Origin of the sequence: Mangrovibrevibacter kandeliae (genome assembly GCF_024519155.1) — a bacterium.
GTDB classification, from domain to species: Bacteria; Pseudomonadota; Alphaproteobacteria; order Rhizobiales; family Rhizobiaceae; genus Mangrovibrevibacter; species Mangrovibrevibacter kandeliae.
This window is the reverse complement of sequence record NZ_JANIFJ010000002.1, coordinates 449,856-471,172: the sequence shown is the minus strand read 5'-3', so window position 1 is coordinate 471,172 and position 21,317 is coordinate 449,856. Positions and strand designations below refer to the sequence as shown.

At 68.8% G+C, this 21,317-nt stretch carries 19 protein-coding genes and 1 pseudogene; 6 read left to right on the top strand and 14 right to left on the bottom strand.

Annotated features, from left to right (window positions below):
- Positions 1-76: 76 nt before the first annotated feature.
- The 4 genes and pseudogenes from NPA30_RS08505 to ahcY form a co-directional block, all read right to left on the bottom strand.
- Positions 77-787, bottom strand: a pseudogene (locus NPA30_RS08505) (nucleotidyltransferase family protein); the annotation flags it as partial.
- A 19-nt stretch (positions 788-806) separates the two neighbouring features.
- A complete protein-coding gene (gene tsaE, locus NPA30_RS08500; RefSeq protein ID WP_256802194.1) occupies positions 807-2,372 on the bottom strand; it encodes a tRNA (adenosine(37)-N6)-threonylcarbamoyltransferase complex ATPase subunit type 1 TsaE in 1,566 nt (521 codons plus the stop codon).
- On the bottom strand, positions 2,369-4,789 hold the full coding sequence (locus NPA30_RS08495) for a sensor histidine kinase (RefSeq protein WP_256802193.1): 2,421 nt from the start codon (positions 4,787-4,789) through the stop codon (positions 2,369-2,371). Before NPA30_RS08495 ends, tsaE begins: the two co-directional genes overlap by 4 nt.
- Before the next feature lie 352 nt (positions 4,790-5,141).
- Positions 5,142-6,542 (bottom strand): adenosylhomocysteinase, encoded by a 1,401-nt coding sequence (gene ahcY / locus NPA30_RS08490; RefSeq protein WP_256802192.1) that lies wholly within the window; start codon positions 6,540-6,542, stop codon positions 5,142-5,144.
- Positions 6,543-6,785: 243 nt separating this feature from the next.
- Here ahcY and NPA30_RS08485 point away from each other — a divergent pair, with 243 nt between their 5' ends.
- Entirely contained in the window at positions 6,786-8,438 is a 1,653-nt protein-coding gene (locus NPA30_RS08485) for a hypothetical protein (protein WP_256802191.1), read from the top strand.
- Between the two features lie 59 nt (positions 8,439-8,497).
- On the opposite strand, the gene NPA30_RS08480 is transcribed toward NPA30_RS08485, so the two are convergent.
- The 6 genes from NPA30_RS08480 to NPA30_RS08455 form a co-directional block, all read right to left on the bottom strand.
- Positions 8,498-8,788, bottom strand: a complete 291-nt coding sequence (locus tag NPA30_RS08480; RefSeq protein WP_256802190.1) for an HPr family phosphocarrier protein — start codon at positions 8,786-8,788, stop codon at positions 8,498-8,500.
- Between the two features lie 55 nt (positions 8,789-8,843).
- Entirely contained in the window at positions 8,844-9,245 is a 402-nt protein-coding gene (locus tag NPA30_RS08475; protein ID WP_256802189.1) for a PTS sugar transporter subunit IIA, read from the bottom strand.
- Between the two features lie 193 nt (positions 9,246-9,438).
- Complete coding sequence (locus NPA30_RS08470; protein WP_256802188.1) at positions 9,439-9,903, bottom strand: HPr kinase/phosphorylase; 465 nt, start codon at positions 9,901-9,903, stop codon at positions 9,439-9,441.
- On the bottom strand, positions 9,900-11,717 hold the full coding sequence (locus NPA30_RS08465) for a sensor histidine kinase (RefSeq protein WP_256802187.1): 1,818 nt from the start codon (positions 11,715-11,717) through the stop codon (positions 9,900-9,902). Before NPA30_RS08465 ends, NPA30_RS08470 begins: the two co-directional genes overlap by 4 nt.
- 11 nt (positions 11,718-11,728) lie before the next feature.
- A complete protein-coding gene (locus NPA30_RS08460) occupies positions 11,729-12,439 on the bottom strand; it encodes a response regulator transcription factor (RefSeq protein ID WP_256802186.1) in 711 nt (236 codons plus the stop codon).
- A gap of 297 nt (positions 12,440-12,736) precedes the next feature.
- Positions 12,737-13,219, bottom strand: coding sequence for a pyridoxamine 5'-phosphate oxidase family protein (locus NPA30_RS08455; RefSeq protein WP_256802185.1), 483 nt, complete (start codon positions 13,217-13,219; stop codon positions 12,737-12,739).
- Positions 13,220-13,496: 277 nt separating this feature from the next.
- Between NPA30_RS08455 and NPA30_RS08450 the strand changes: the two genes are divergently transcribed.
- The 5 genes from NPA30_RS08450 to NPA30_RS08430 all read left to right on the top strand — a co-directional run bounded on the left by NPA30_RS08450 (position 13,497) and on the right by NPA30_RS08430 (position 17,410).
- Positions 13,497-15,107: a phosphoenolpyruvate carboxykinase gene (locus NPA30_RS08450; RefSeq protein ID WP_256802184.1), complete on the top strand. Its 1,611-nt coding sequence runs from the start codon at positions 13,497-13,499 to the stop codon at positions 15,105-15,107.
- Positions 15,108-15,289: 182 nt separating this feature from the next.
- Positions 15,290-15,724, top strand: coding sequence for an alternative ribosome rescue aminoacyl-tRNA hydrolase ArfB (gene arfB / locus NPA30_RS08445; protein ID WP_256802183.1), 435 nt, complete (start codon positions 15,290-15,292; stop codon positions 15,722-15,724).
- A gap of 150 nt (positions 15,725-15,874) precedes the next feature.
- Positions 15,875-16,378 carry a peptide-methionine (R)-S-oxide reductase MsrB gene (gene msrB / locus NPA30_RS08440; protein ID WP_256802182.1) on the top strand — a complete coding sequence of 168 codons (504 nt, stop codon included), beginning with the start codon at positions 15,875-15,877 and terminating at the stop codon, positions 16,376-16,378.
- Positions 16,379-16,684: 306 nt separating this feature from the next.
- Positions 16,685-17,125, top strand: a complete 441-nt coding sequence (locus NPA30_RS08435; protein WP_256802181.1) for an Hsp20 family protein — start codon at positions 16,685-16,687, stop codon at positions 17,123-17,125.
- A 36-nt stretch (positions 17,126-17,161) separates the two neighbouring features.
- Entirely contained in the window at positions 17,162-17,410 is a 249-nt protein-coding gene (locus NPA30_RS08430; RefSeq protein WP_256802180.1) for a BQ00720 family protein, read from the top strand.
- A 16-nt stretch (positions 17,411-17,426) separates the two neighbouring features.
- Here NPA30_RS08430 and ptsN read toward each other — a convergent pair whose 3' ends face one another.
- The 4 genes from ptsN to lptB form a co-directional block, all read right to left on the bottom strand.
- Entirely contained in the window at positions 17,427-17,897 is a 471-nt protein-coding gene (ptsN, locus tag NPA30_RS08425; RefSeq protein WP_256802179.1) for a PTS IIA-like nitrogen regulatory protein PtsN, read from the bottom strand.
- A gap of 70 nt (positions 17,898-17,967) precedes the next feature.
- Entirely contained in the window at positions 17,968-18,546 is a 579-nt protein-coding gene (hpf, locus tag NPA30_RS08420; RefSeq protein WP_256802178.1) for a ribosome hibernation-promoting factor, HPF/YfiA family, read from the bottom strand.
- 279 nt (positions 18,547-18,825) lie between these two features.
- Positions 18,826-20,268, bottom strand: coding sequence for an RNA polymerase factor sigma-54 (gene rpoN, locus NPA30_RS08415; RefSeq protein WP_256802177.1), 1,443 nt, complete (start codon positions 20,266-20,268; stop codon positions 18,826-18,828).
- Between the two features lie 239 nt (positions 20,269-20,507).
- A complete protein-coding gene (gene lptB / locus NPA30_RS08410) occupies positions 20,508-21,266 on the bottom strand; it encodes an LPS export ABC transporter ATP-binding protein (RefSeq protein WP_256802416.1) in 759 nt (252 codons plus the stop codon).
- Positions 21,267-21,317: the final 51 nt, after the last annotated feature.

Here is a 21,317-nt window from a genome sequence, read left to right as displayed (position 1 = left end):
ACCGCTTATGCGTACGGGCCGACGCAGAACAGGCGCAAGCCCCCTACGCCGCGCTGGCGACGAAGGCGGCCTCCGCCTCGGCGATCGCCGCCGGCGTGCCGACGGTGAGCCAGAGGCCGCCCAGCCGAACGCCGTGGAGGCGGCCGGCCTCGATCAGCTGGTCGAAGACGCGGTTGAGCGAGAATTTCTCGACGGGCAGCCCGGCGAAGAGTTCGGGCTTCACGATGGCCGCACCGGCATAGATGAAGGGCGACATGTTGCGCTCGGCCACACGCGCGAGCCGCCCGTCGGCGTCCATCACGAAGTCGCCGCGGCCCTCGTAGCCGGTCGCCTGGCGCATGTCGGCGATCAGCATCAGCATGTCCATGCGCCGGGGATCCCAGTGCTGGTGCATCAGGTCGAGATTGTCGCGGTAGCCGTCGATCCAGAAGGTGTCGGCGTTGAGGAGGTAGAAGGGGTCGGACCCGAGCAGCGGCAGCGCCTTCACCACGCCGCCGCCGGAGTCCAGGAGCGCGTCGCGCTCGTCCGAGATCAGGATCTCCATGTCGCGGCGCTTCCTCAGATGCGCCTGCATCAGGTCGGCGAGGTAGTGGACGTTGACCACGACCGTCTCGACGCCGTTGCGCGCCAGCGCGTCGAGGCCGTAGTCGATCAGCGCCTTGCCGCGCACCTCGATCAGCGGCTTCGGGATGGTCGAGGTGATCGGGCGCATCCGCTTGCCGAGGCCGGCCGCCAGAACGATCGCCCGTGTCGGGCGGAAGGAGGGCGTGTTCGCATCGTGCGTCATGGCGGGCGGTGCTGATCCTCTAACGAGCGTCGCGCTCGACGATGCCCCAGGCGCGGTAGAGCGCGCGGAGCTCGGCAAGCACCGGATGACCGAGCGTGCGGTCGAGATAGCCCTTAATCCGGGGAATGTGACCGAGATATTGCGGTTTGCCGTCCCGCAGCTTCAATCGCACGAAGATCCCGAGGAGCTTTGTGGCGCGCTGTGCCGCCGTGATCGCGTAGGCTTCGGCGAACCCGGCCGGGTCGAAGACGCCGGCGGCCGTGCGCGCGGCGACATAGTCGGCATAGAGCGTGGCCTCGAGCTCGGGCGGCATGTCGACGCGCGCGTCCTGGGCCAGCGAGGCGAGATCGTAGGCGGATGGTCCGATCATGGAGTCCTGGAAGTCGAGGATTCCGATGCGCTCCCGCCCGCTCTCCGCCGGCCGCCAGATGATGTTGGGTGAGTGATAGTCGCGCAGGACGAGGCTCCGGTCGGCCGTCTCCAGCCGGTCGAAGAGGCTCGACCACACCGCCGCGAAGGCCTCGCGCTCGGCGGCCGTCGCCGGACGGCCAAAGCCGAACGGGCAGTACCACTCGAGCATCAGCTCGACCTCGATTGTCAGCGCGCCGCGGTCGAAGTCCGGCACGCGATGGGTGAGGCCGCCCGGCAGGAGGTGGTCCCGCGGCCATGCGGTGGCGTGCAACTCGGCGAGGACAACGGCGGCTTGGCGGTAGCGCTCCGTAAGCGGTCGACGTTCGGCGTCGAGCGGTCCGTCCGCGCCGAGATGCTCGAGCAGCACCAGCCCCGCGTCGAGATCGGCATCGAAGATCCGCGGCGCGGCGAAGCCGCGCTCGCGCAGCGCCGTCGCCAGCGCCACGAAGGGCAGGACGTCCTCCGCGATGTGGGCGACACGCGTGTAGGGCAGGCCGTCGCGTACCGGCACGCCCGCCGGCAGCCGCGGGGCGTCCATGACGATCGCCGTCCGCCCGTCTCGCTCGACGGTCTCGTAGCGGCGCGGCGAGGCGTCGTTCTGGAAACGCCGCCGGTTGGCGACGGGGATGCCGCTGCGCTCGAGGAAGGCGCGGATCGCCAGCGAGCGGGAGAGACGCTGCATCGGCGCGTCGTCGCCGGTGATGGTGGCACGGCGTCCGTCGCCCTCGATCTCCAGCGCGACGCGCAGGTCCGCCCGCGTCTGGACTGCCTCCGCCCGCTCGGGCCACTCGACCAGCACGACGCTCGCCTGCGCCGCTTCCTCGAAACCGAGTTCGTCGAGCTCCGAAGGCTCGCTGAGGCGATACAGGTCGAAGTGGGCGACCGGCGGCAGGGTGTCGTAGCTCTGCACGAGCGTGTAAGTCGGCGAGGGCACCTCGAGTTCGGGATCGGCGGCGAGGGTGCGGATCAGCGCCCGGGCGAGCGTCGACTTGCCGGCGCCGAGATCGCCCGCGAGCGCCACCACCTCGCCCGGCCGGACGGCCATCGCGAGGTCCTCGCCGAGCCGGCGTGTCGCGGCATCGTCGGCGAGGGGCAGGACGAGAGACGGAGCGGTTGACGTCGCTGCGCCCGAAGGACCGCCTGCCAGCGCCTTTGCGGAGAGTTTCGGCGTCATTCCGCGGCGTCTTCGTAGTCGGCGCGGTGGGACGGGAAGCGGCAGGTGACTGTGGTGCCCCCACCGGGTCGACTGTCGATCTCGACCCGGCCCTGGTGCAGTTCGACGAAGGTCTTGACGATCGAAAGGCCGAGACCGGCGCCGGACTGGCGTCCGCCCGCCGCATCGGCCTCGAAACGGTCGAATACCCGGGCGAGCTGCTCGGACGAAATCCCGGGCCCCTTGTCCGCTACGGAGAAGCACACCCACTCCGCATCGCGCCAGGCCTTCAGCTCGACGGTCGAGCCACCGGGCGCGAAATTCACGGCGTTGGACAGAAGGTTGAACAGCACCTGCGTCAGCCGGTGCTCGTCGGCCCGGAAGCGCGGGCCCGCCGCGGCGACGTCCACGTGCAGCGCGACGTCGTTCTCCTGCAGCCGGTCGCGGATCGCCTCGGCCGCCGTCTCCGTCGCCTTGGCGATGTCGACCTCGGACGGCTCCAGCTCCATCGTTCCGGCATCGACCGAGGCGAGGTCGAGAATGTCGTTGACGATCGTCATCAGCGCGGCCGTCGAGGTCGAGATGTAGTTCAGATACTCGCTCTGGCGCTCGTTGAGCGGCCCGGTGTCGACCGAGCGCAGCAGCGCCGAGAAGCCGATGATGTTGGTCAGCGGCGAACGCAGCTCGTAGTTCACGTGCTTGACGAAGTCGGTCTTGATCCGGTCCGCCTCCTCCAGCGCATCGTTGCGCTCGCGCAGCATCCGCTCGGCCTGACGCGAGTCGGAGACGTCGATGAAGGTCAGCATCGTCTGGCCGTTCGGCAGCGGCACCACGCCGTAGCTGACGACGTTGCCGTTCGACAGGTCGGCTTCGCCGGACAGCGGCTCGCGCGGGCCGTCGTCGAAGGCGGTGACGGCGCGGGTCAGGGTCAGCCAGTCGGTGCCGGTGATGCCCTCGTCCAGGCGGGCCGGCTTGAAGCCGACGCCGGCATGCTCCTGCAGCGTGCGGATGTGCGGCTTGGCCTTGAGGAACTCGTCTGTCAGCGCCCACATCTCGCTGAAGGCCGGGTTGGAGAGACGCAGGCGGCCGTCGGGGCCGAACACGGCGACAGCCTCGTTGAGGCAGTCGAGCGTCTCGCCCTGCAGGCGGACCAGCGCGTTCAGCCGGCTTTCCAGCTGCAGCTTCTCGGTCAGGTCCTCGTAGACCCAGGTCGCGCCGCCCTGCGGTTGCGGGCTGGCGAAGACGTGGAGCGTGCGGCCGTCGGCCAGGTGCAGCATCGTGTCGGTCGGCTCGGTCGCGCGGTAGGCGCGCAGGAGCTCGTCCTTGAGGTCGCGCAGCGGCCGGTCCTCGGCCATCACACCACGCGAGCGCAGCTGGTCGAGCAGCGACAGATGGTCGGGCGCACCGTCGAGGAAGCTCGAGGAGAAGTCGAAGAGCTTCTGGAAGGCGGCGTTGTAGTAGCGCAGCTGCGTCTTCTCGTCGAAACGCGCCACCGCCGTTGTCAGGTGGTCGAGCGTCTCCGAGTGGCTCTGGATGGTGTGGCGCAGCTCCATGCGGATCGCCTCGGCCTCCGAGACGTCGGTCGCGATGCCGGCGGACCCGAGCGGACCCGCCGCGTCGATGACCTCGAAGTTGCGGCGATCGGCCGAGACGACCGCCGTCAGCCGCTCGCGATAGACCTCTCCCCCGGCCGTCGCAGCCGCGATGCGCGCGCGGTCGGCCTGGTTCAGGAACTCCATTTGCCGCTCGGTCGCATCGCCGACCCCGGCCGCGTCCACGGCGTCGGCATAGGCGGTGTTCACCCAGACCAGCCGATGCTCGGCGTCACGCAGCCAGACCGGCATCGGCATCGCGTCGAACAGGCTCTGGACGGTCTCCAGCGTCGAGACGACGCGCGCATGATCGTTCTGAAGCGTTGCGAATTCGCTCTGGATGCCCTCGAGCGCGGCGAAGCGCACGAAGGCGATCGCGCCGAGCGTGCGTCCGGTGACCTCCAGGCTCTCGCCGTTCGGCAGCTCGAGCAGGAGATGGAAGGCTTCGGCCCGTCCGATCAGCCGCTCGATCGCCTGCACCAGCGCACTCGCCGATGTCAGGGTCAGCCACTCGTCAAAGGCGAGAAAGCGGTCCGGCGCATTCGGCACGCCGCTCGACAGCGGCAGGGTGCCGACGACCTCCGGCGCGCGGTGCGCCGCGTAGACGACGAAGCGCTGTTCCTCGGCGCGCAGCATGGCGGTGCGCAGATGAAGCTCGTCCGAGCGTTCGGCGAGTTCGGCCCGCAGGCTCTCGTTCTCCGCCGCGATGCGCGCGCGCTGTCGCATCAGCCACACCGCGGCGAGCATCGCGCTGCCGATGGTCAGGGCGAGCAGCGACAGATAGAGCAGCTCTTCCGGGCGAAGCGCGAGCGTGTCGGCGGGCTCGCCGGGCGCTGAAAATGCCACGCCGCGCCACATGAAGAAGCAAACGACCGTCAGGAGAAGCGGCAGCACAGCGGGTCGCGCTGCCCCCGCGCGCCGCCCCCGCGGCGGCGCCCGCCGCTCACGGCCGTCGGCGCCCGTGCGCCGCCTGCAATCCTTGGCCAGATCGCGCAAATGCCTGTCCTTCTCAGCCGCTTCGAGAGAAGACCGCCCGTCCCCGCAGTCCCGTCCAAGCCTAGCCGGACGTGATTCGGCAACTGTAAGCATTGGTGAATCGGCGGCAAGGATGCGTTTGCGTCGGGCGCCCGAAAGAAAAGGCTGCGGCAAGCTTCAGCCTGCCGCAGCCTCGAAGGTCCCGCGCCGACCGGCGAACCGGTCAGTAGCGATAGTGCTCCGGCTTGTAGGGGCCATGCGGTGTGACGCCGATATAGGCGGCCTGTTCCGTCGAGAGTTCGGTCAGCGTCGCGCCGAGCTTGCCGAGATGCAGGCGCGCCACCTTCTCGTCGAGGTGCTTGGGCAGGACGTAGACCTGGTTGGAGTAGTTCTGGCTCTTGGTGAAGAGCTCGATCTGCGCCAGCGTCTGGTTGGTGAAGGACGCCGACATCACGAAGCTCGGATGGCCGGTGGCATTGCCGAGGTTGAGCAGGCGCCCCTCGGAGAGCAGGATCATCCGGTTGCCGCCCGGAAACTCGATCATGTCGACCTGCGGCTTGATGTTGTCCCACTTCAGGTTGCGCAGCGCGCCGACCTGGATCTCGTTGTCGAAGTGACCGATGTTGCCGACGATCGCCATGTCCTTCATCGCGCGCATGTGCTCGATGCGGATGACGTCCTTGTTGCCGGTGGTGGTGATGAAGATGTCGGCGGTCGGCGCCGCATCCTCGAGCGTCACCACCTCGAAGCCGTCCATCGCCGCCTGCAGCGCGCAGATCGGATCGACCTCGGTGACCTTCACGCGGGCGCCGGCGCCGGCGAGCGAGGCGGCCGAGCCCTTGCCGACGTCGCCATAGCCGCAGACCACGGCGACCTTGCCGGCCATCATCACGTCGGTGGCGCGGCGGATGCCGTCGACCAGCGATTCCTTGCAGCCGTACTTGTTGTCGAACTTCGACTTGGTCACCGAGTCGTTGACGTTGATCGCCGGGAAGGGCAGCAGGCCCTTCTTCTGCAACTGGTAGAGCCGGTTGACGCCGGTGGTGGTTTCCTCTGTCACGCCCTTGATGGCGTCCCGCTGGCGGGCAAAGAAGCCGGGCGTCGCCGCCATGCGCTTCTTGATCTGGGCGAAGAGGATCTCCTCCTCCTCGTTGCCGGGGTTCGACAGGACGTCCTCGCCGGCCTCGGCCCGCGCGCCGAGCAGGATGTACATCGTGGCATCGCCGCCGTCGTCGAGGATCATGTTGGACGGCTGGCCGTCCGGCCACTGGAAGATCTTGTCGGTGTAGGTCCAGTAGTCGTCCAGCGTCTCGCCCTTCACGGCGAAGACCGGCGTGCCCTTGGCGGCGATCGCCGCGGCGGCATGGTCCTGCGTCGAGAAGATGTTGCAGGACGCCCAGCGCACGTCGGCCCCGAGCGCCTGCAGCGTCTCGATCAGCACCGCGGTCTGGATCGTCATGTGCAGCGAGCCGGTGATGCGCGCGCCCTTCAGCGGCTGATCGGCGCCGAACTCCTCCCGACAGGCCATCAGGCCCGGCATCTCGGTCTCGGCGATGGTGATCTCCTTGCGGCCCCAGTCCGCCAGGGACAGATCCCGGACGAGGTAATCCTGTTCGACTGCCATTGATCGTGTCCTTCCGCTCAGGCGCCGGCTCGGCGCATTGCCGCCGCTCTACCAGTCCAAGAAGCGGGAGACAAGAAGACATAAACATTTCTTTATGTCCCTTGGCGCGGATTGTCTTCGCGGTGGCAAACGAGTGGTTTAAGTTGAGCCGAGCGCGGGGTGGAGGACGTCATGGCACAGGGATCGAGCGGGTCGCGGCAAGCGCGACGGGGGTGCACGTGCGCGATCGCATCGCTTGCGCTGTTGCTGACGTCGGTGGCGGTGCCGGCCGCTCCGGCTCCGGCTCCGGCCGGTGCGGTGCCGCATGTCGATGCCGCGCCGCAGACGCTGGCCGACCTCCTGATGCCTTACGCACCCTACCTGTTCGACCTCGCGGTGCTGAGCGGGCGCAACTTCGCCGAGGTCACCTACGCCTCGCGCCGCTACGATCCGGTGACGCGCGACTTCGTGGCGACCGGCGTCGCCATTCACCGCGACGCCTTCTCCGCGACGATCGCACGCATCCGGATCGGCGGCGGCGTGCAACGGCTCGAGGGCGTGGCGGTCGACACGCGGGCGCTTCCGCTCGATCCCGCGGTGCGCCAGACGCTCCAGAAGCTCGGACGGGAGACCGTCACCGGCGACGTCTCGCTGTCATCGGCCGGCGGCAACGCGGCGGCGGCCGACTATCGTCTCGATCTCGGTCTGCAGCTCGATGGGATCGCCGATCTCGCCGTCAGCCTCGACGTTGCCGGCTTCCACATCCTGATGCCGCTCCACGAGGCGGACCCGGCCGGCGGCGCGAGCGACGAGCCGGTGGTCGCCGGGCGGCTCCAGAGCGGGCGGATCGCCTATGACGACAAGGGCCTTCTGCCGGCGGTGTTCGAGGTCTACGGGGCCCAGCAGGGGCTGAGCGGTACGCAGTTCGCCGGCATGGCGTCGATGCTGGCGACCGCCGGGATCGCAGGCGCCTTCGGCGACGCGGCGGGCAAGGTCTCCCCGGCGCTCCAGGCGCGGGCGCAGGGCTGGGCGAGCACGCTGCAGACCTTCATCGCCCATCCGTCGCATCTGGAGGTCACACTGGCGCCGCCCGAGCCGGTCGAGCTCAGCTGGCTGCAGGGCGAGCCGGACGTCGAGGCGGCGATCGCGGCGCTGAACCCGCAGGTCGGGCTCGAAGCGGCGCCGAGCGTTCCGCTCGTCGCGGCCGACAGCTTTCCGGCCGCCGCCTCGGGCAGCGAGGCCGTGGCCGCGGCGCGCCAGCTGATCGAGGGCGTCGGCGTTCCGCAGGACGTCGCCCGCGGCCTCGAACTGGCGCTGCCCGAGGCGGCGAAGGGCGACAACGCCGCGCTCCGCCTCGTCTCTGACGCGCTGTCGCGCCAGCCGGCGCTCGCGGTGGCCGACGGTGCGGGCCAGCGCTCCTACGTGACGCTGCTCCTCGCCCATGCCGACGGCGTCGCACTGCCCGAGGATCTCCTGTCGGGCCTGCGGGCCAGCATCGGCGGCGAGGCGGCCGCGGCGGCCGAGGACGAGGCGCTCGACGCCTGGATGAAGACGGACGCGGGCCAGGCGCATCGCCGGCAGGAGGCCGAGGCCCTGGCGGCGCGGAACTGGTCGACGATCGGCAAGCTCGCCTTCGCCTATTACGAGGGCGACGCCGTGCCGCGCAACCTGACGCGCGCCTATGGCTGGTCGCTGATCGCGGCCGCTGGCGGCGATGCGGCGGCGACGGCATTGCGCGACGACCTCAACCAGGCGGCCAGCGACGGCCGCATCGATCTGCCGGTGACCCGGGCGCGGGTGATCGCCAATGGCCTGTGGGCGCTGATCCTGAAGCAGGACGCGGCCGTGGCGCCGGCCCCCGCCGATGCGGGACACGCCGAGCCGCAGGCGCCGACGCCGGCCGCACCGGCGCAGTAGGACGCATGGGCCGGACGGTGCGTCGGAGGTGTCGAGCGCGACACGGCGGCGCTGCCGGCTCAGGCCTCTTCGCCGAAGCGGTCGGCAACGAGCGCGGCGATGGCCTCCACCGCAGCGGCCGCCTCCGGGCCGGTGGCGCTGACGTGGATGTTCGAGCCCTGAGCCGCCGCCAGCATCATCAGACCCATGATCGACTGGCCGCCGACCGACAGCCCGTCGCGCACGATGGTCATCTCGGCGTCGAAGCGCTCGGCCACCTGGACGAACTTCGCCGAAGCCCGCGCATGCAGGCCGCGCTTGTTGACGATGGTGAGAGTCCGCTCGACCACGGCGGAGGCGTCTGCGGTCATCGCTCGACGCTGCTCGAAAGGTCGGGGGACGGAGGGACGTCCGAAGGTCGAACAGTCATTTGCCGGTGAGGATCTGGCTGGCGACGTTGATGTACTTGCGCCCGGCCTCCTGTGCGAAGGTGAGCGCCTCGGCGAGCGGCTTGTCGTCGCGCACCTTGGTCAGCTTGATCAGCATCGGCAGGTTGACGCCGGCGAGCACATCGACCCGCTCCCCGTCCATCACCGAGATGGCGAGATTTGACGGGGTGCCGCCGAACATGTCGGTGAGGATGATCACGCCGTCGCCGCGCTCGGCGCGCTTCACCGCCGCGAGGATGTCCATCCTGCGCTGTTCCATGTCGTCGTCCGGGCCGATCGAGATGGTCTCGAACGCCTCCTGGGGGCCGACGACATGCTCGACGGCATGGAGAAACTCGCGTGCGAGCTGGCCATGGGTGACGAGCACCAGTCCGATCATACGGTGAACGCTCCGATCAAACAGGAAAGCCGACGAGGCACAGTATCGCCTCCGCATCTTGCCGGAGCCTGTGCCCATCGGGGGGCACTGCCGTCGCCGCAGCGCCGGTCGAGATCATGCGGGTGTCCTGCCAACGGCATACATACTTTCAAGGGCCGCATCTTGTCATCGCCGGCGCGATAGGCAAGCGGATTCAACGCGTCGCTCTCGCTGTCGCACAAAATTCCTGCGTCAGGGTTACGAGCACGTCGGCGGCAAAGGCGGCTTCGCGGGCCGGCAGGAGGATGCGCCGCAGCATGATGCCGCAGACGTGCACATGGGTTTGATCGGGCAGGCGGTCGATCGTCTCGGTCGGGACGAGGTCGGCGAGAAGCTCGATCCGGGCGCCGTCGACCGTCGGCTGGCGCAGGATGCCGACCCCCGAGACCTCGATGAGGCCCCGGATCGTCTCCGGCGCGCGGGCGAGGAGCGCGTCGCCCTCCGCCTCGACGAACACCTGGTCGTCGGAGACGAGCGCCGCCGTCAGGCCGGCCGCCTCGGCCCGGCGCAGCGCCGCGAGCGCCAGCGCGGACTTGCCGCTGCGGGCCGGCCCGCGGATCAGGATGCCGAAGCCGCCGAGCCGGATCGCGGTGGCGTGGACGTTGACGAACGAGCTCATTCGGCCGGCAGGGTGACGGTGAAGCGGGCGCCGGACACCCCGCCCGGCGCGGCGGGGTCGACGATGTTCTCGGCGGTCAGCGTGCCGCCGTGCGCCTCGACGATCTGGCGGCTGATCGACAGGCCGAGGCCGGAGTTCTGGCCGAAGCTCTCGTTCGACGGTCGGTCGGTATAGAAGCGCTCGAAGATCCGCTCGACCTTTTCGGCCTGGATGCCGGGTCCGTTGTCCTCGACGGTCACCACGACGACGCTCGCCCGCCGGCGCATCCGCACCTGGATGCGCCCGCCGTCCTCCGGCACGAAGGAGCGGGCGTTCTCGACGAGGTTGGTGAAGACCTGGGTCAGCCGCAGGTCGTGGCCGGAGACGAGGTAGGGCCGTGCGCCGGCGGCAGCCGCCGGCGCGACCTCGAGCCTGATCTCCGGCCGGCGTCCGCTCTTGGCGTGGCTCCGGGCGGCATCGAGCAGCGAGGCGAGCAGTGGCGCGAGGTCGACCTTCTGCGCGTCCTCCCGTGCCAGCTCGGCATCGAGCCGCGAGGCGTCGGAGATGTCGGTGATCAGCCGGTCGAGCCGGCGCACGTCGTGCTCGATGATCTCGAGGAGCCGTGTCTTCGAGGTCTCGTTGCGGGCCAGCGGCAGCGTCTCGACGGCGCTGCGCAGCGAGGTCAGCGGATTCTTCAACTCGTGGCTGACGTCCGCGGCGAAGGACTCGATCGCGTCCATCCGCGCATAGAGCGCGTTGGTCATCTCCTTCAGCGCACTGCCGAGATTGCCGACCTCGTCGGCGCGCTCGCCGAAGTCGGGGATCTCCTCGCGTGCCTTGACGCCGCGCCGCACGCGGATGGCGGCGGCCGACAGCCGCCGCAGCGGCGTCGCGATGGTCGAGGCGAGGAGGATCGAGAGCACGATCGTCACCAGCGAGGCGACGGCGAAGACGCGCATGATCGCCATGCGCTCCGCCTGCACGATCTTGTCGATGTCACCGCCCTGGGTGGACAGGAGAAGCACGCCCAGCACCGCCCGGAAGCGCTGGATCGGCACCGCCACCGAGACGATCAGCTCGCCGTGCTCGGTGACGCGCACCACCGTCGCAGGCCCGCCGGTGAGGGCGTTCATCACTTCAGGATAGGTGGTGCCCGAGCCGCCCGGCGTCTCCCGGTAGATCGGCAGGTCCCCACGCTGCAGCAGCCGGCGCACCCAGTCCTCGGCGCGCTCGAAGAGGCTCGGCTCCTCGTCGGCGACGGGCGGCAGGTCGAAGCGCAGGATCTGGCCGCGCGAGTAGAGGTGGCGGGAGTCGAGGATCAGGTTGGCGTCGCGGTCGTAGAGCCGGGCGCGGGTGCGGGTCGGGGAGATCAGCCGGCGCAGGAGCGGGGCGACCCGCTCCGGATTGATCGGGAAGTCGAGGCTGTCGGAGGTCTCCGCGCCAGGGCTCAGGGTGTCGCCGGCCTGCAGCTCGAGCAGCTTTTCAGGATCGAGCGTGATCGAGTTGGTCTCGACCGTCGCCGAGGAGGCGATGGCGCTCGCGATGATCTCGCCCTGGGTGAGCAGGCTCTCCACCCGCGCGTCGATGAGTCCGGCGCGGAACTGGTTGAGGTAGAGGATGCCCGAGACCTGGACGATCAGCGCGACGAGGTTGAGGAAGACGATGCGCCGCGTCAGCGACGAGAAGATCGTGTGGCCGAGCAGCCAGCGGATGCGCGACAGCGTCAGGCGGATCAGCGGAAAGCGACGCCAGCGCCGGGCGCGCAACGCCGCCTCGCGCCGCCGTCGCCGGTCCGGCGCGCCGTGGGCTGCCTCCATCTCCGCGTTCGCGACCATTCGAGCGTCTGTCAGATCTCGCGAAACCGGTAGCCGACGCCGTAGAGCGTCTCGATCATGTCGAAGTCGTCGTCGATCGCCTTGAACTTCTTGCGCAGCCGCTTGATGTGGCTGTCGATGGTGCGGTCGTCGACATAGACCTGCTCGTCATAGGCCGCGTCCATCAGCGCGTCGCGGCTCTTCACCACGCCCGGCCGCTGGGCCAGCGAGTGGAGGATGAGGAACTCGGTCACCGTCAGAGTCACCGGATGGCTCTTCCAGGTGCAGGTGTGACGCTCCTGGTCCATCACCAGCTGGCCACGCTCGAGCGAGGTGTCGACGTTGGGGCCGGCCTTGACGGCAGCGGGCCCGGCTTCGCGCGCCGCGCTGCGCCGCAGGATCGCCCGCACCCGCTCCACCAGAAGGCGCTGGGAGAAGGGTTTGCGGATATAGTCGTCGGCGCCCATCTTCAGCCCGAACAGCTCGTCGATCTCCTCGTCCTTCGAGGTCAGGAAGATCACCGGCAGATCGGAGCGCTGGCGCAGCCGGCGCAGGAGCTCCATCCCGTCCATGCGCGGCATCTTGATGTCGAAGATGGCGAGGTTCGGCGGGCGGGTTTGCAGCCCTTCCAGTGCCGAGGCGCCGTCCGTGTAGGTTTCGACCCGATACCCCTCGTTCTCGAGCGCGATCGAGACCGACGCCAGGATGTTCCGGTCGTCGTCAACCAGCGCGATGGTGGGCATGTCGTCATTCTCCTTGTGGCCGGGGCCGCGCAGGGCGCGGCCGCCGATGGTGGCAGCCCTTCAGGCTGCATGTGCGGCCCGGGCATCCGATGCGCAAGGCGGCGGCGAACGCGGCGCGCCCGAACCGGCGGGCTTTGCCCCAGCTTTGCGCCAAATCGCGCGGGACAGCAATCGGCGGCGAATGTGGCAGGATCGCAACGGTGAGCGGCTCGGTCAGCGGCCGCGGCCAGCCGGGACGCCTCGCGCCGAAACAGGCGGCACCCCGCCGCGGACCGAGACCCGGCTCACCGGTGAGACTCAGAAGCCGACCTTGCGGTGCTCGCCGATGTCGGGCTGCGGCTTCTCGCCGAGATAGGCCTTGGCGAACTCCCAGGCCTTCGTCACCGAGTTCGTCTTCACGTCCCAGAGTTCGGCCTGCTCGGGGGCGATCGCCAGGACGACGACGTCCGGATGCTCCTTGCCCTTCGGCATCCAGGCCTCGGCCTCCGCATTCCAGATGCTGGCGACGAGGTCGCGGTCGCCGCTGACCCGCGCTCGACCCGTCACCGAAGCGTAGCGGCCGTGCTTGGCGAAGGTGCAGACGACCTCGCTGTTCGCCTCGATCTCCTCGACCTTGTGCGAGTTGCGGTCGGTCAGGAACAGGATCTCGCGCTGGTCGGCGGAGATGCGCGGCGCCATCGGCCGTGCCCGCATGCGCCCCGCGTCGCGGGTGACGACCATCGAGGTGTCGAAGTCCTTCACAAGGTCCCAGAACAGCTGGGGGCTGTTGCTCTCCGTCATCGGCTTGGAGTCTCCTTCGCGTCACTGCTGTGCGGCCGGGCCGCGCTTTCGGCTGAAATGCAGCGCTGCGGCAAAAGTGCCAGACCCGATGCACGCTCGATCCACGTCAAGCATCAGAGGCAGACCAAACCGATTGAAAGGCTACGTGACAGTTTTAAACCGATTAATACATTGAGCGGCTTTAACTTTTACGTTTGAAACTGCTTGCCTCACAGTTTTATGACCCGTATTTAGTTCGGTCTGCGACAGGTCATCGCGATCAACGGGTGGAAGAAGAATGGACGAAATCGGCAGCCGCAATCCGCACTGCGGAATTGAATCGACGGGGCTCGCCGGCCCGGCGTCGCTGCGCTGGAACCTGCAGGCGGCCGAACTCACCGAGATCGCCATCCGGCGCGGCGAGGCGCGCCTGACCGCCGACGGCGCCGTCTGTGTCACCACCGGTCAGCACACCGGGCGCTCGCCGAAGGACAAGTTCGTCGTGCGCGACGAGAACACCGACCCGCGTGTCTGGTGGGACAACAACAAGCCGATGGAGCCGGAGGCCTTCGAGCGCCTCTATGCCGACTTCAAGGCGGCGGCCGACGGCAAGAACCTCTTCGTCCAGGACCTGATCGGTGGCGCCGACGGAGCGCACGCCATAAAGGTGCGCGTCGTCACCGAATATGCCTGGCACTCGCTGTTCATCCGCAACCTGCTGATCCGCCCGGCGGTCGAGGACCTGGCGGACTTCGTGCCGGACATGACAATCATCGACCTGCCGTCGCTGAAGGCCGACACGGTGCGCCACGGCAGCCGCACCGAAACGATCATCGCCTGCGACCTCACCCGCAAGATCGTTCTGATCGGCGGCACCTCCTATGCCGGCGAGATGAAGAAGTCGGTCTTCACGATGCTGAACTACCTCCTGCCGGAGGCGGGCGTAATGCCGATGCACTGCTCGGCGAACGTCGGCCAAGATGGCGACACGGCGGTCTTCTTCGGCCTGTCCGGCACCGGCAAGACGACGCTGTCGGCCGATCCCAACCGCACCCTCGTCGGTGACGACGAGCACGGCTGGAGCGAGAACGGCGTCTTCAACTTCGAGGGCGGCTGCTACGCCAAGACGATCCGCCTGTCGGCCGAAGCCGAGCCGGAAATTTATGCCGCGAGCCGCCACTTCGGCACGGTGCTCGAGAACGTCGTTCTGAACGCCGACCGCGTGCCCGATTTCGACGACGGCTCCCTGACCGAAAACACCCGCTCGGCCTATCCGCTCGACGTGATCCCGAACGCCAGCCGCAGCGGCCGGGCCGGCCATCCGAAGAACATCATCATGCTGACCGCCGATGCCTTCGGCGTGCTGCCGCCGATCGCCCGGCTGACGCCGGCCGAGGCGATGTACCACTTCCTGTCCGGCTACACGGCCAAGGTCGCCGGGACCGAAAAGGGCGTGACCGAGCCGGAGGCGACCTTCTCGACCTGCTTTGGCGCGCCGTTCATGCCGCGCCACCCGTCGGAATACGGCAACCTGCTGCGCGACCTGATCGCGACCTACGGCGTCGACTGCTGGCTGGTGAACACCGGCTGGACCGGCGGCGCCTACGGCACCGGCCGGCGCATGCCGATCAAGGTGACGCGGGCGCTGCTCGGTGCCGCGCTCGACGGTTCGCTCGCCGATGCCGAATTCCGTGCCGACCCGAATTTCGGCTTTTCCGTGCCGGTCGCGGTGGAGGGCGTCGATCCGTCGATCCTCGACCCGCGTTCGACCTGGGCGGACCCGGACGCCTACGATCGGCAGGCCGAGAAGCTCGTTTCGATGTTCCGCGCCAACTTCGAGAAGTTCGCCGAGCACGTGGACGTCGAGGTGCTCGAGGCGGCGCCGGTCACGGCCCTCGCGGCGGAGTAGACGCCCGGGGCCCAGCCGTCACCAGGCGTCCTCGGGAGGAATAGGCCTGCGGCTCCGGTCGCGGGCCATTCCTGTTTAAGGAGGCAGAGGCGGCGCCCTCGCGCCGCGCCGGCTCTTGCGCCCGGGTGGCGCGCCGTGCTGCATCCTCGACCGGAACGTTCACCTGGTCGCGCGATCCCTCCATGAGCGAAACATCCGGCCTGCGCGTCAGCCGCCGCGTCATAATCCCCGATGCCGAGCTCGAGGAGGCGTTCATCCGCGCCTCCGGGCCGGGCGGCCAGAACGTCAACAAGGTGGCGACGGCCGTCCAGCTGCGCTTTTTCGCGGCGGCCTCCCTCGCCCTGTCGGATGACGTCAAGCAGCGCCTCCTCAAGCTTGCCGGCAGCCGCGCCACGAAGGACGGCGAGATCCTCATCGAAGCCTCGCGCTTCCGCACCCAGGAGCGCAACCGCGAGGACGCGCGCGACCGGCTGGCCGAGCTTGTGCGCCGGGCGCTGGTCCCGCCGCCCCCGCCGCGCAAGGCGACCCGTCCGACCCGCTCGGCGATCGAGCGGCGGCTGAAGCAGAAGCGTGGGCGTGCCGACACCAAGAAGATGCGCGGCCGGATCGACGACTGAGCACCTCGGGACACGGGGTGCTCGCGCGGTATGGAGCACGGACTTGGCGCTCGTCACGCAAAAGTGGCGCGCGCAAGCGCCGACGTGACCCCACACGGCCGCCTGGGCTGCTTATGTGAAGCCCATCGGACTCGATCGCAAAGGTGCCTTATGACGCGTCGTGAGATTCTCGCAGCCGGCACGGTGTTCGCCGGTCTCGCCGCCGGCTTCGGCTCGCTCTTCGGCGGCGGGCAGGCCCAGGGCAAGGAGGGCAAGTTCCCGCTGAGCCTTCCGGACGAGGAGTGGAAGAAGCGGCTGACGCCCGAGCAGTACGCCGTGCTGCGCCAGGAGGGGACCGAGCGGCCCTTCACCAGCCCGCTGAACCACAACAAGGAGGCCGGCCTCTACACGTGCGCCGGCTGCGACCACCCGGTCTACTCCTCCGCCACCAAGTTCGATTCGGGCACCGGCTGGCCGAGCTTCTGGGAGGCGGTGGCGGGCGGGGTCGGGACCTCGAGCGACTACAAGCTGCTCTATCCGCGCACCGAAGTGCACTGTGCCAACTGCGGCGGCCATCTCGGCCATGTCTTCGACGACGGCCCGAAGCCGACCGGCATGCGCCACTGCATCAACGGGGTCGCACTCAGCTTCAAGGCCGGGCCGGCCGCCTCGTGAAGCCGGCCGCCTGAGAGGCTCGGGCCGGCCGCCGCTCCGCTGGCCGCTCCCCCGCGGCGGCGGCGCTTTACATAAGGCTGCCCCGACCGTTGCCGTGCGGGCCTTGCCGCGCGAGCGAACGCGAAGACAATCTTCATCATTCGGCCGGACACTTGCCTCGGTGTCCCCGCACCCGGCCTCCCTCCGCTACCCGGCTCATTCCATTGAACTGCCCGCCGGCGCATCCCATCTGAAGGAGCGAAGAGAGCGGAGGTGCCGTGCCATGGGCCTCCGACGAAAAAGTCGCTTGTTCAAGGGCTTGCTGCTATGAGTCGAATGCCGCCGTTTTCCAGTCCGCTGCTTCTCGGCTTCGATAGCGTCGAGAAGACGCTGGAGCGCATCGGGAAGGGCGGGGACGGCTATCCGCCCTACAACATCGAGCGGGTGCGCGGCGGCGAGCCGGGCGTCGACGGTGATCCGGGCGACTTTCTGCGCATCACGCTCGCCGTCGCCGGCTTCCAGCCGGACGATCTCGACGTGACGACCGAGGAGAACCAGCTGGTGATCCGCGGCCGGCAGAGCGAGGACCGCGAGCGCGAGTTCCTCTACCGGGGCATCGCGGCGCGCCAGTTCCAGAAGTGCTTCCTTCTGGCCGACGGCATGCGGATCCTCGGCGCGCAGCTCAAGAACGGACTTCTCTTCATCGACTTGGCCAAGCCGGAGCCCGAGCGGGTGGTCAAGAAAATTCAGATCGACGTCGTCGAATGACACACGGTCTGCGTTTGCCTATCAAGGAGACGAGGTATGCGTAATCAATCCAGTTTCTCTCACACCGATTTCGCCGCGCTCGGGGAAGGCCACATCGCCTATCTGCGCCAGATGTCCTCCGACGACATCCGCGCGAAGTTTCCCGCCGCGCAGTCGATCCGCCCGGGCATCAGCCTGTGGGCGCTGTTCTCCGCCGACGGGACGCCGCTCGCCGTGTCCGACGATCGGGGCAGCATCCTTGCCAGTGCCTCCGAGAACGAACTTCAGACCGTCAGTCTCCACTGACTGACCTCCTCAAGCCTCACGCAGCGTGCGGCGGCGTCGCCGCCGCCTGCGTGATCAGCGCGTAGATCGCGCTCGCGTCCCGCGAGGTGCGAAGCTTTTCCACCATGTCCGGATTGCGCAGCAGGCGCGCGACCTTGGAGAGCGCCTTCAGGTGATCAGCGCCGGCGTTCTCGGGCGCCAGCAGCAGGAACACGAGATCGACCGGCTGGTCGTCGAGCGCGTCGAACTCCACCGGCTTGGTCAGCCGTGCAAAGATGCCCCAGAGACGATCGAGACCCTCTAGCTTGCCGTGCGGGATCGCGATGCCGTTGCCGACGCCGGTCGAGCCGAGCCGCTCGCGCTGCAAGATGGTGTCGAAGATGTCGCGCTCGGGCAGGCCGGTGCGCTCGGCCGCAGCCTCCGCCAGCTCCTGCAGCACCTGCTTCTTCGAATTCGCCTTCAGGGCGGGAAGCACCGCTTCCTGGTCGATCAGGTCGCCGAAATCCATCGCATCCCGCCTCGTGCTGCCGCGCCGACCGTCGCCGCGACCAGCTTAGACCCCAGATACCTGTCGCGACTCAAGCGTCCCGACAGGTGGCGGGGTCGACCCACCCGAAATTTCCGTCGCTGCGGCGGTAGACGATGTTCACCGCACCGCTTGCCGCGTTGCGGAACACCACCACCGGGCTGTCCCGCCGGTCGAGCTCCATCACCGCACCGGCCACGCTGAGCGTCGACATGCGCAGCGACGTCTCGGCGATGATCGCCGGCGCGTAGTCCTCCGGCAGCTCCTCGTCCTCGTCCGGGATGGCCTCGACGACGGCATACGCGATTTCGGGCTGCTGCTGCCCGTTCTGGCCGGCGTGGTGGTCCTTCAGCCGGCGCTTGTAACGGCGCAGGCGCTTCTCGATGCGCTCGGCGGCGTCGCTAAAGCTCGCTTCGGGATCCTGCGAGGTGCCTGTGGCCTGGAAGATGACGCCCGTGTCGAGGTGGAGCGTGCAGTCGGTCGAGAAGCGGCTCGAGTCCTTCGACATGACGACGGTGCCGGAGAAGTTTCCATCGAAATACTTCGCAACCGACTCATCGAGACGATCCTGGATCCGCACACGGAGCGAGTCGCCGACATCCATGTGCTTGCCGGTAATGCGAAGGCTCATGTGAACATCTCCCTGGAATAGTTGCCGGCGTCCCGATCGCTGCGGATCGGGCCTGCTTCGTCGAAGAGAGCGGAAGCCGTGCCGGTCCTCCTGTCGTCTGCCGCAGCGCCACGTGCGACGCGTCCATCCTCGACCCATCCCGCGTCGGGATCGGGTGGCGCCTTCTAGAAATAGCGCCGCACCGTGTCAACGCGAGGCCGGCTCCGGATGTTCACTGCGCCCGCCGACGGCATGCCTGCCGCCGCTGGACTCCGGCCGGCACCCGCGCGCGAGGGAGGATCAGGACGCGAGGCGCCGGGCGTTCATCTCGCGCCGGCGCTGCACCGAGGAGGGGATGCCGAGAGCCTCGCGGTATTTCGCGACGGTGCGGCGCGCGAGGTCGACGCCCTCCCGCTTCAGCCGGTCGGCGATGTCGTCGTCCGACAGGACCGCGTCGACGCTCTCGGCGTCGATCAGGCAGCGGATCCGGTGCTTGACGCTCTCGGCCGAGTGCGCCTCGCCGCCGCGGCTCGAGGCGATCGCGACGGTGAAGAAGAATTTCAGTTCGAACACGCCCCGGGGCGTCGCCATGTACTTGTTGGCCGTGACGCGGCTGATGGTCGATTCGTGCATGCCGACGGCGTCGGCGACCGCCATCAGCGTCAGCGGTTTCAGATGCGCGATGCCGTGCTCCAGGAAGCCGCCCTGGCGCCGTATGATCTCGCCGGCCACCTTGAGGATGGTTCGGGCCCGCTGGTCGAGCGAGCGCGTCAGCCAGCTGGCCGACTGCTGGCACTCGGTGAGGAAGCCGCGTTCGGCACTGCTTATCCGGCCCTGGCCGATGAGATCGCAATAGTCCCTGTGGACGAGCACGCGCGGCAGCGTGGCCGGATTCAGCTCCACCTGCCAGGTCCCGTCGGCCGCTGCCGTGACGAGCACGTCGGGCACCACCGGCTCGCTCTCCGCATCGGCGAAACCATGGCCGGGCTTCGGGTCGAGGCCGCGGATCTCCTCCAGGATCTCCATCAGTTCGCGCTCGTCCTCGCCGGTGAGGCGGCGGAGGGCCGCGAAGTCGCGCTTGGCCAGAAGCTCGAGATTGTCGAGCACCACGCCGATCACCGGGTCGAGGCGACCGCGCCGCTTCAGCTGCAGGGCGAGGCACTCGGTGAGGCTGCGGGCAAAGAGGCCGGCGGGCTCGATCTCCTCCTGCAGGGCCGTCAGCACGGCGGCGGCGTGAGCGGGAGCGACCTGCGCCTGCGCGGCGATGACGTCGACCTCGCTCGTGAGATAGCCGGCTTCGTCGACGTGCGCGAGGAGCATGCGGGCGAAGTCCCGGTCGCTGGCCTCGCGCAGAAGAAGGCCGATCTCGGCCTCCGCGTGGGCCACCAGCGAGGGTCTGCGGTCAGCGACGGCTTCGATCACGGAACCGTCGTAGCGCCCCGAGGCGGTGCCGACGCCCGGACCGGCCGCCGAGGAGGGGGACGGCTTCGCCTCGCGTCCACTGAAAGGGTGCAGATCGGCTTCGGATCTCGCGCCAACCGGCTCGGCCTCCGCCTCGGCCACTCCCACGGACCGCTCCTGCGGCATCTCGTCGAGATCGAGGAGCGGGTTGCGTTCGACCTCGGCCGCGACGAAGGACTGCAATTCGAGGTGACTGAACTGCAGCAGCCGGATGGACTGCAGAAGCTGGGGAGTCATCACCAGCGACTGGCTCTGGCGCAACTGGAGTCTCGGTGACAGCATTCTCACCTGCGGATACACGCGTGACCGACCGCTCGGGATCCGAAGCGAGCCAAGCGGCGCACTCGTCGCGCCGCAGGCACCGAACCCTCTCGATCCCGACTACCCACGAGGGGAAACCAAGGCATCAAAGCGGTTCGGCCGACTGCTTGTCAACGGCCGCGAACGACCGTGCCCGTTTCGGTTGTGGCGCACCGCATGCGCTTCAGGCGGCGCCGGGCCGGCTGTGCATACGCCGGAGATCAGAAGGTGAAGCGATCGCCGAGATAGAAGCGGCGCACGTCGACATTGTCGACGATCTCCTTCGGGCGCCCATGCGTCAGCACGGCGCCGGCATGCATGATGTAGGCACGGTCGATCAGGCCGAGCGTTTCGCGCACGTTGTGATCGGTGATCAGGACACCGATGCCGCGCTGGGTCAGATGCCGCACGAGACCCTGGATGTCCGAGACGGCGATCGGATCGACGCCGGCGAAGGGCTCGTCCAGCAGCATGAAGGCCGGACGCGAGGCGAGGGCGCGGGCGATCTCGCAGCGCCGGCGTTCGCCACCCGACAGGGCCGTGGCCGGCTGCTTGCGCAGGTGCTCGATGTGAAACTCCTGCAAGAGGCTGGTCAGCTGCGCCTCCCGCGCCGACTTGTTCTTCTCGACCACCTCCAGAACCGCGAGGATGTTGTCCTCCACCGACAGGCCGCGGAAGATCGAGGCCTCCTGGGGGAGGTAGCCGATGCCGAGCCGCGCCCGGCGGTACATCGGCACCTGCGTGATGTCGTGACCGTCGAGCTCGATGCGTCCGCTGTCGACCGGCACCAGCCCGGTGATCATGTAGAAGCAGGTTGTCTTGCCGGCGCCGTTCGGCCCGAGCAGCCCGACCGCCTCGCCGCGCCGCACCGCGAGCCCGACATTGTCGACGACGCGCCGGCCCCTGTAGGTCTTGGTGAGGCCCGCGGCGATCAAGGTGCCGGTGCGCGACGCGCCGGACGTCCCGCCGGCCGCCCTCAAGGCCTCGCCAGACGCAGCCGGCGCACCCTCGGGTGTCGCGGCACCGGACTT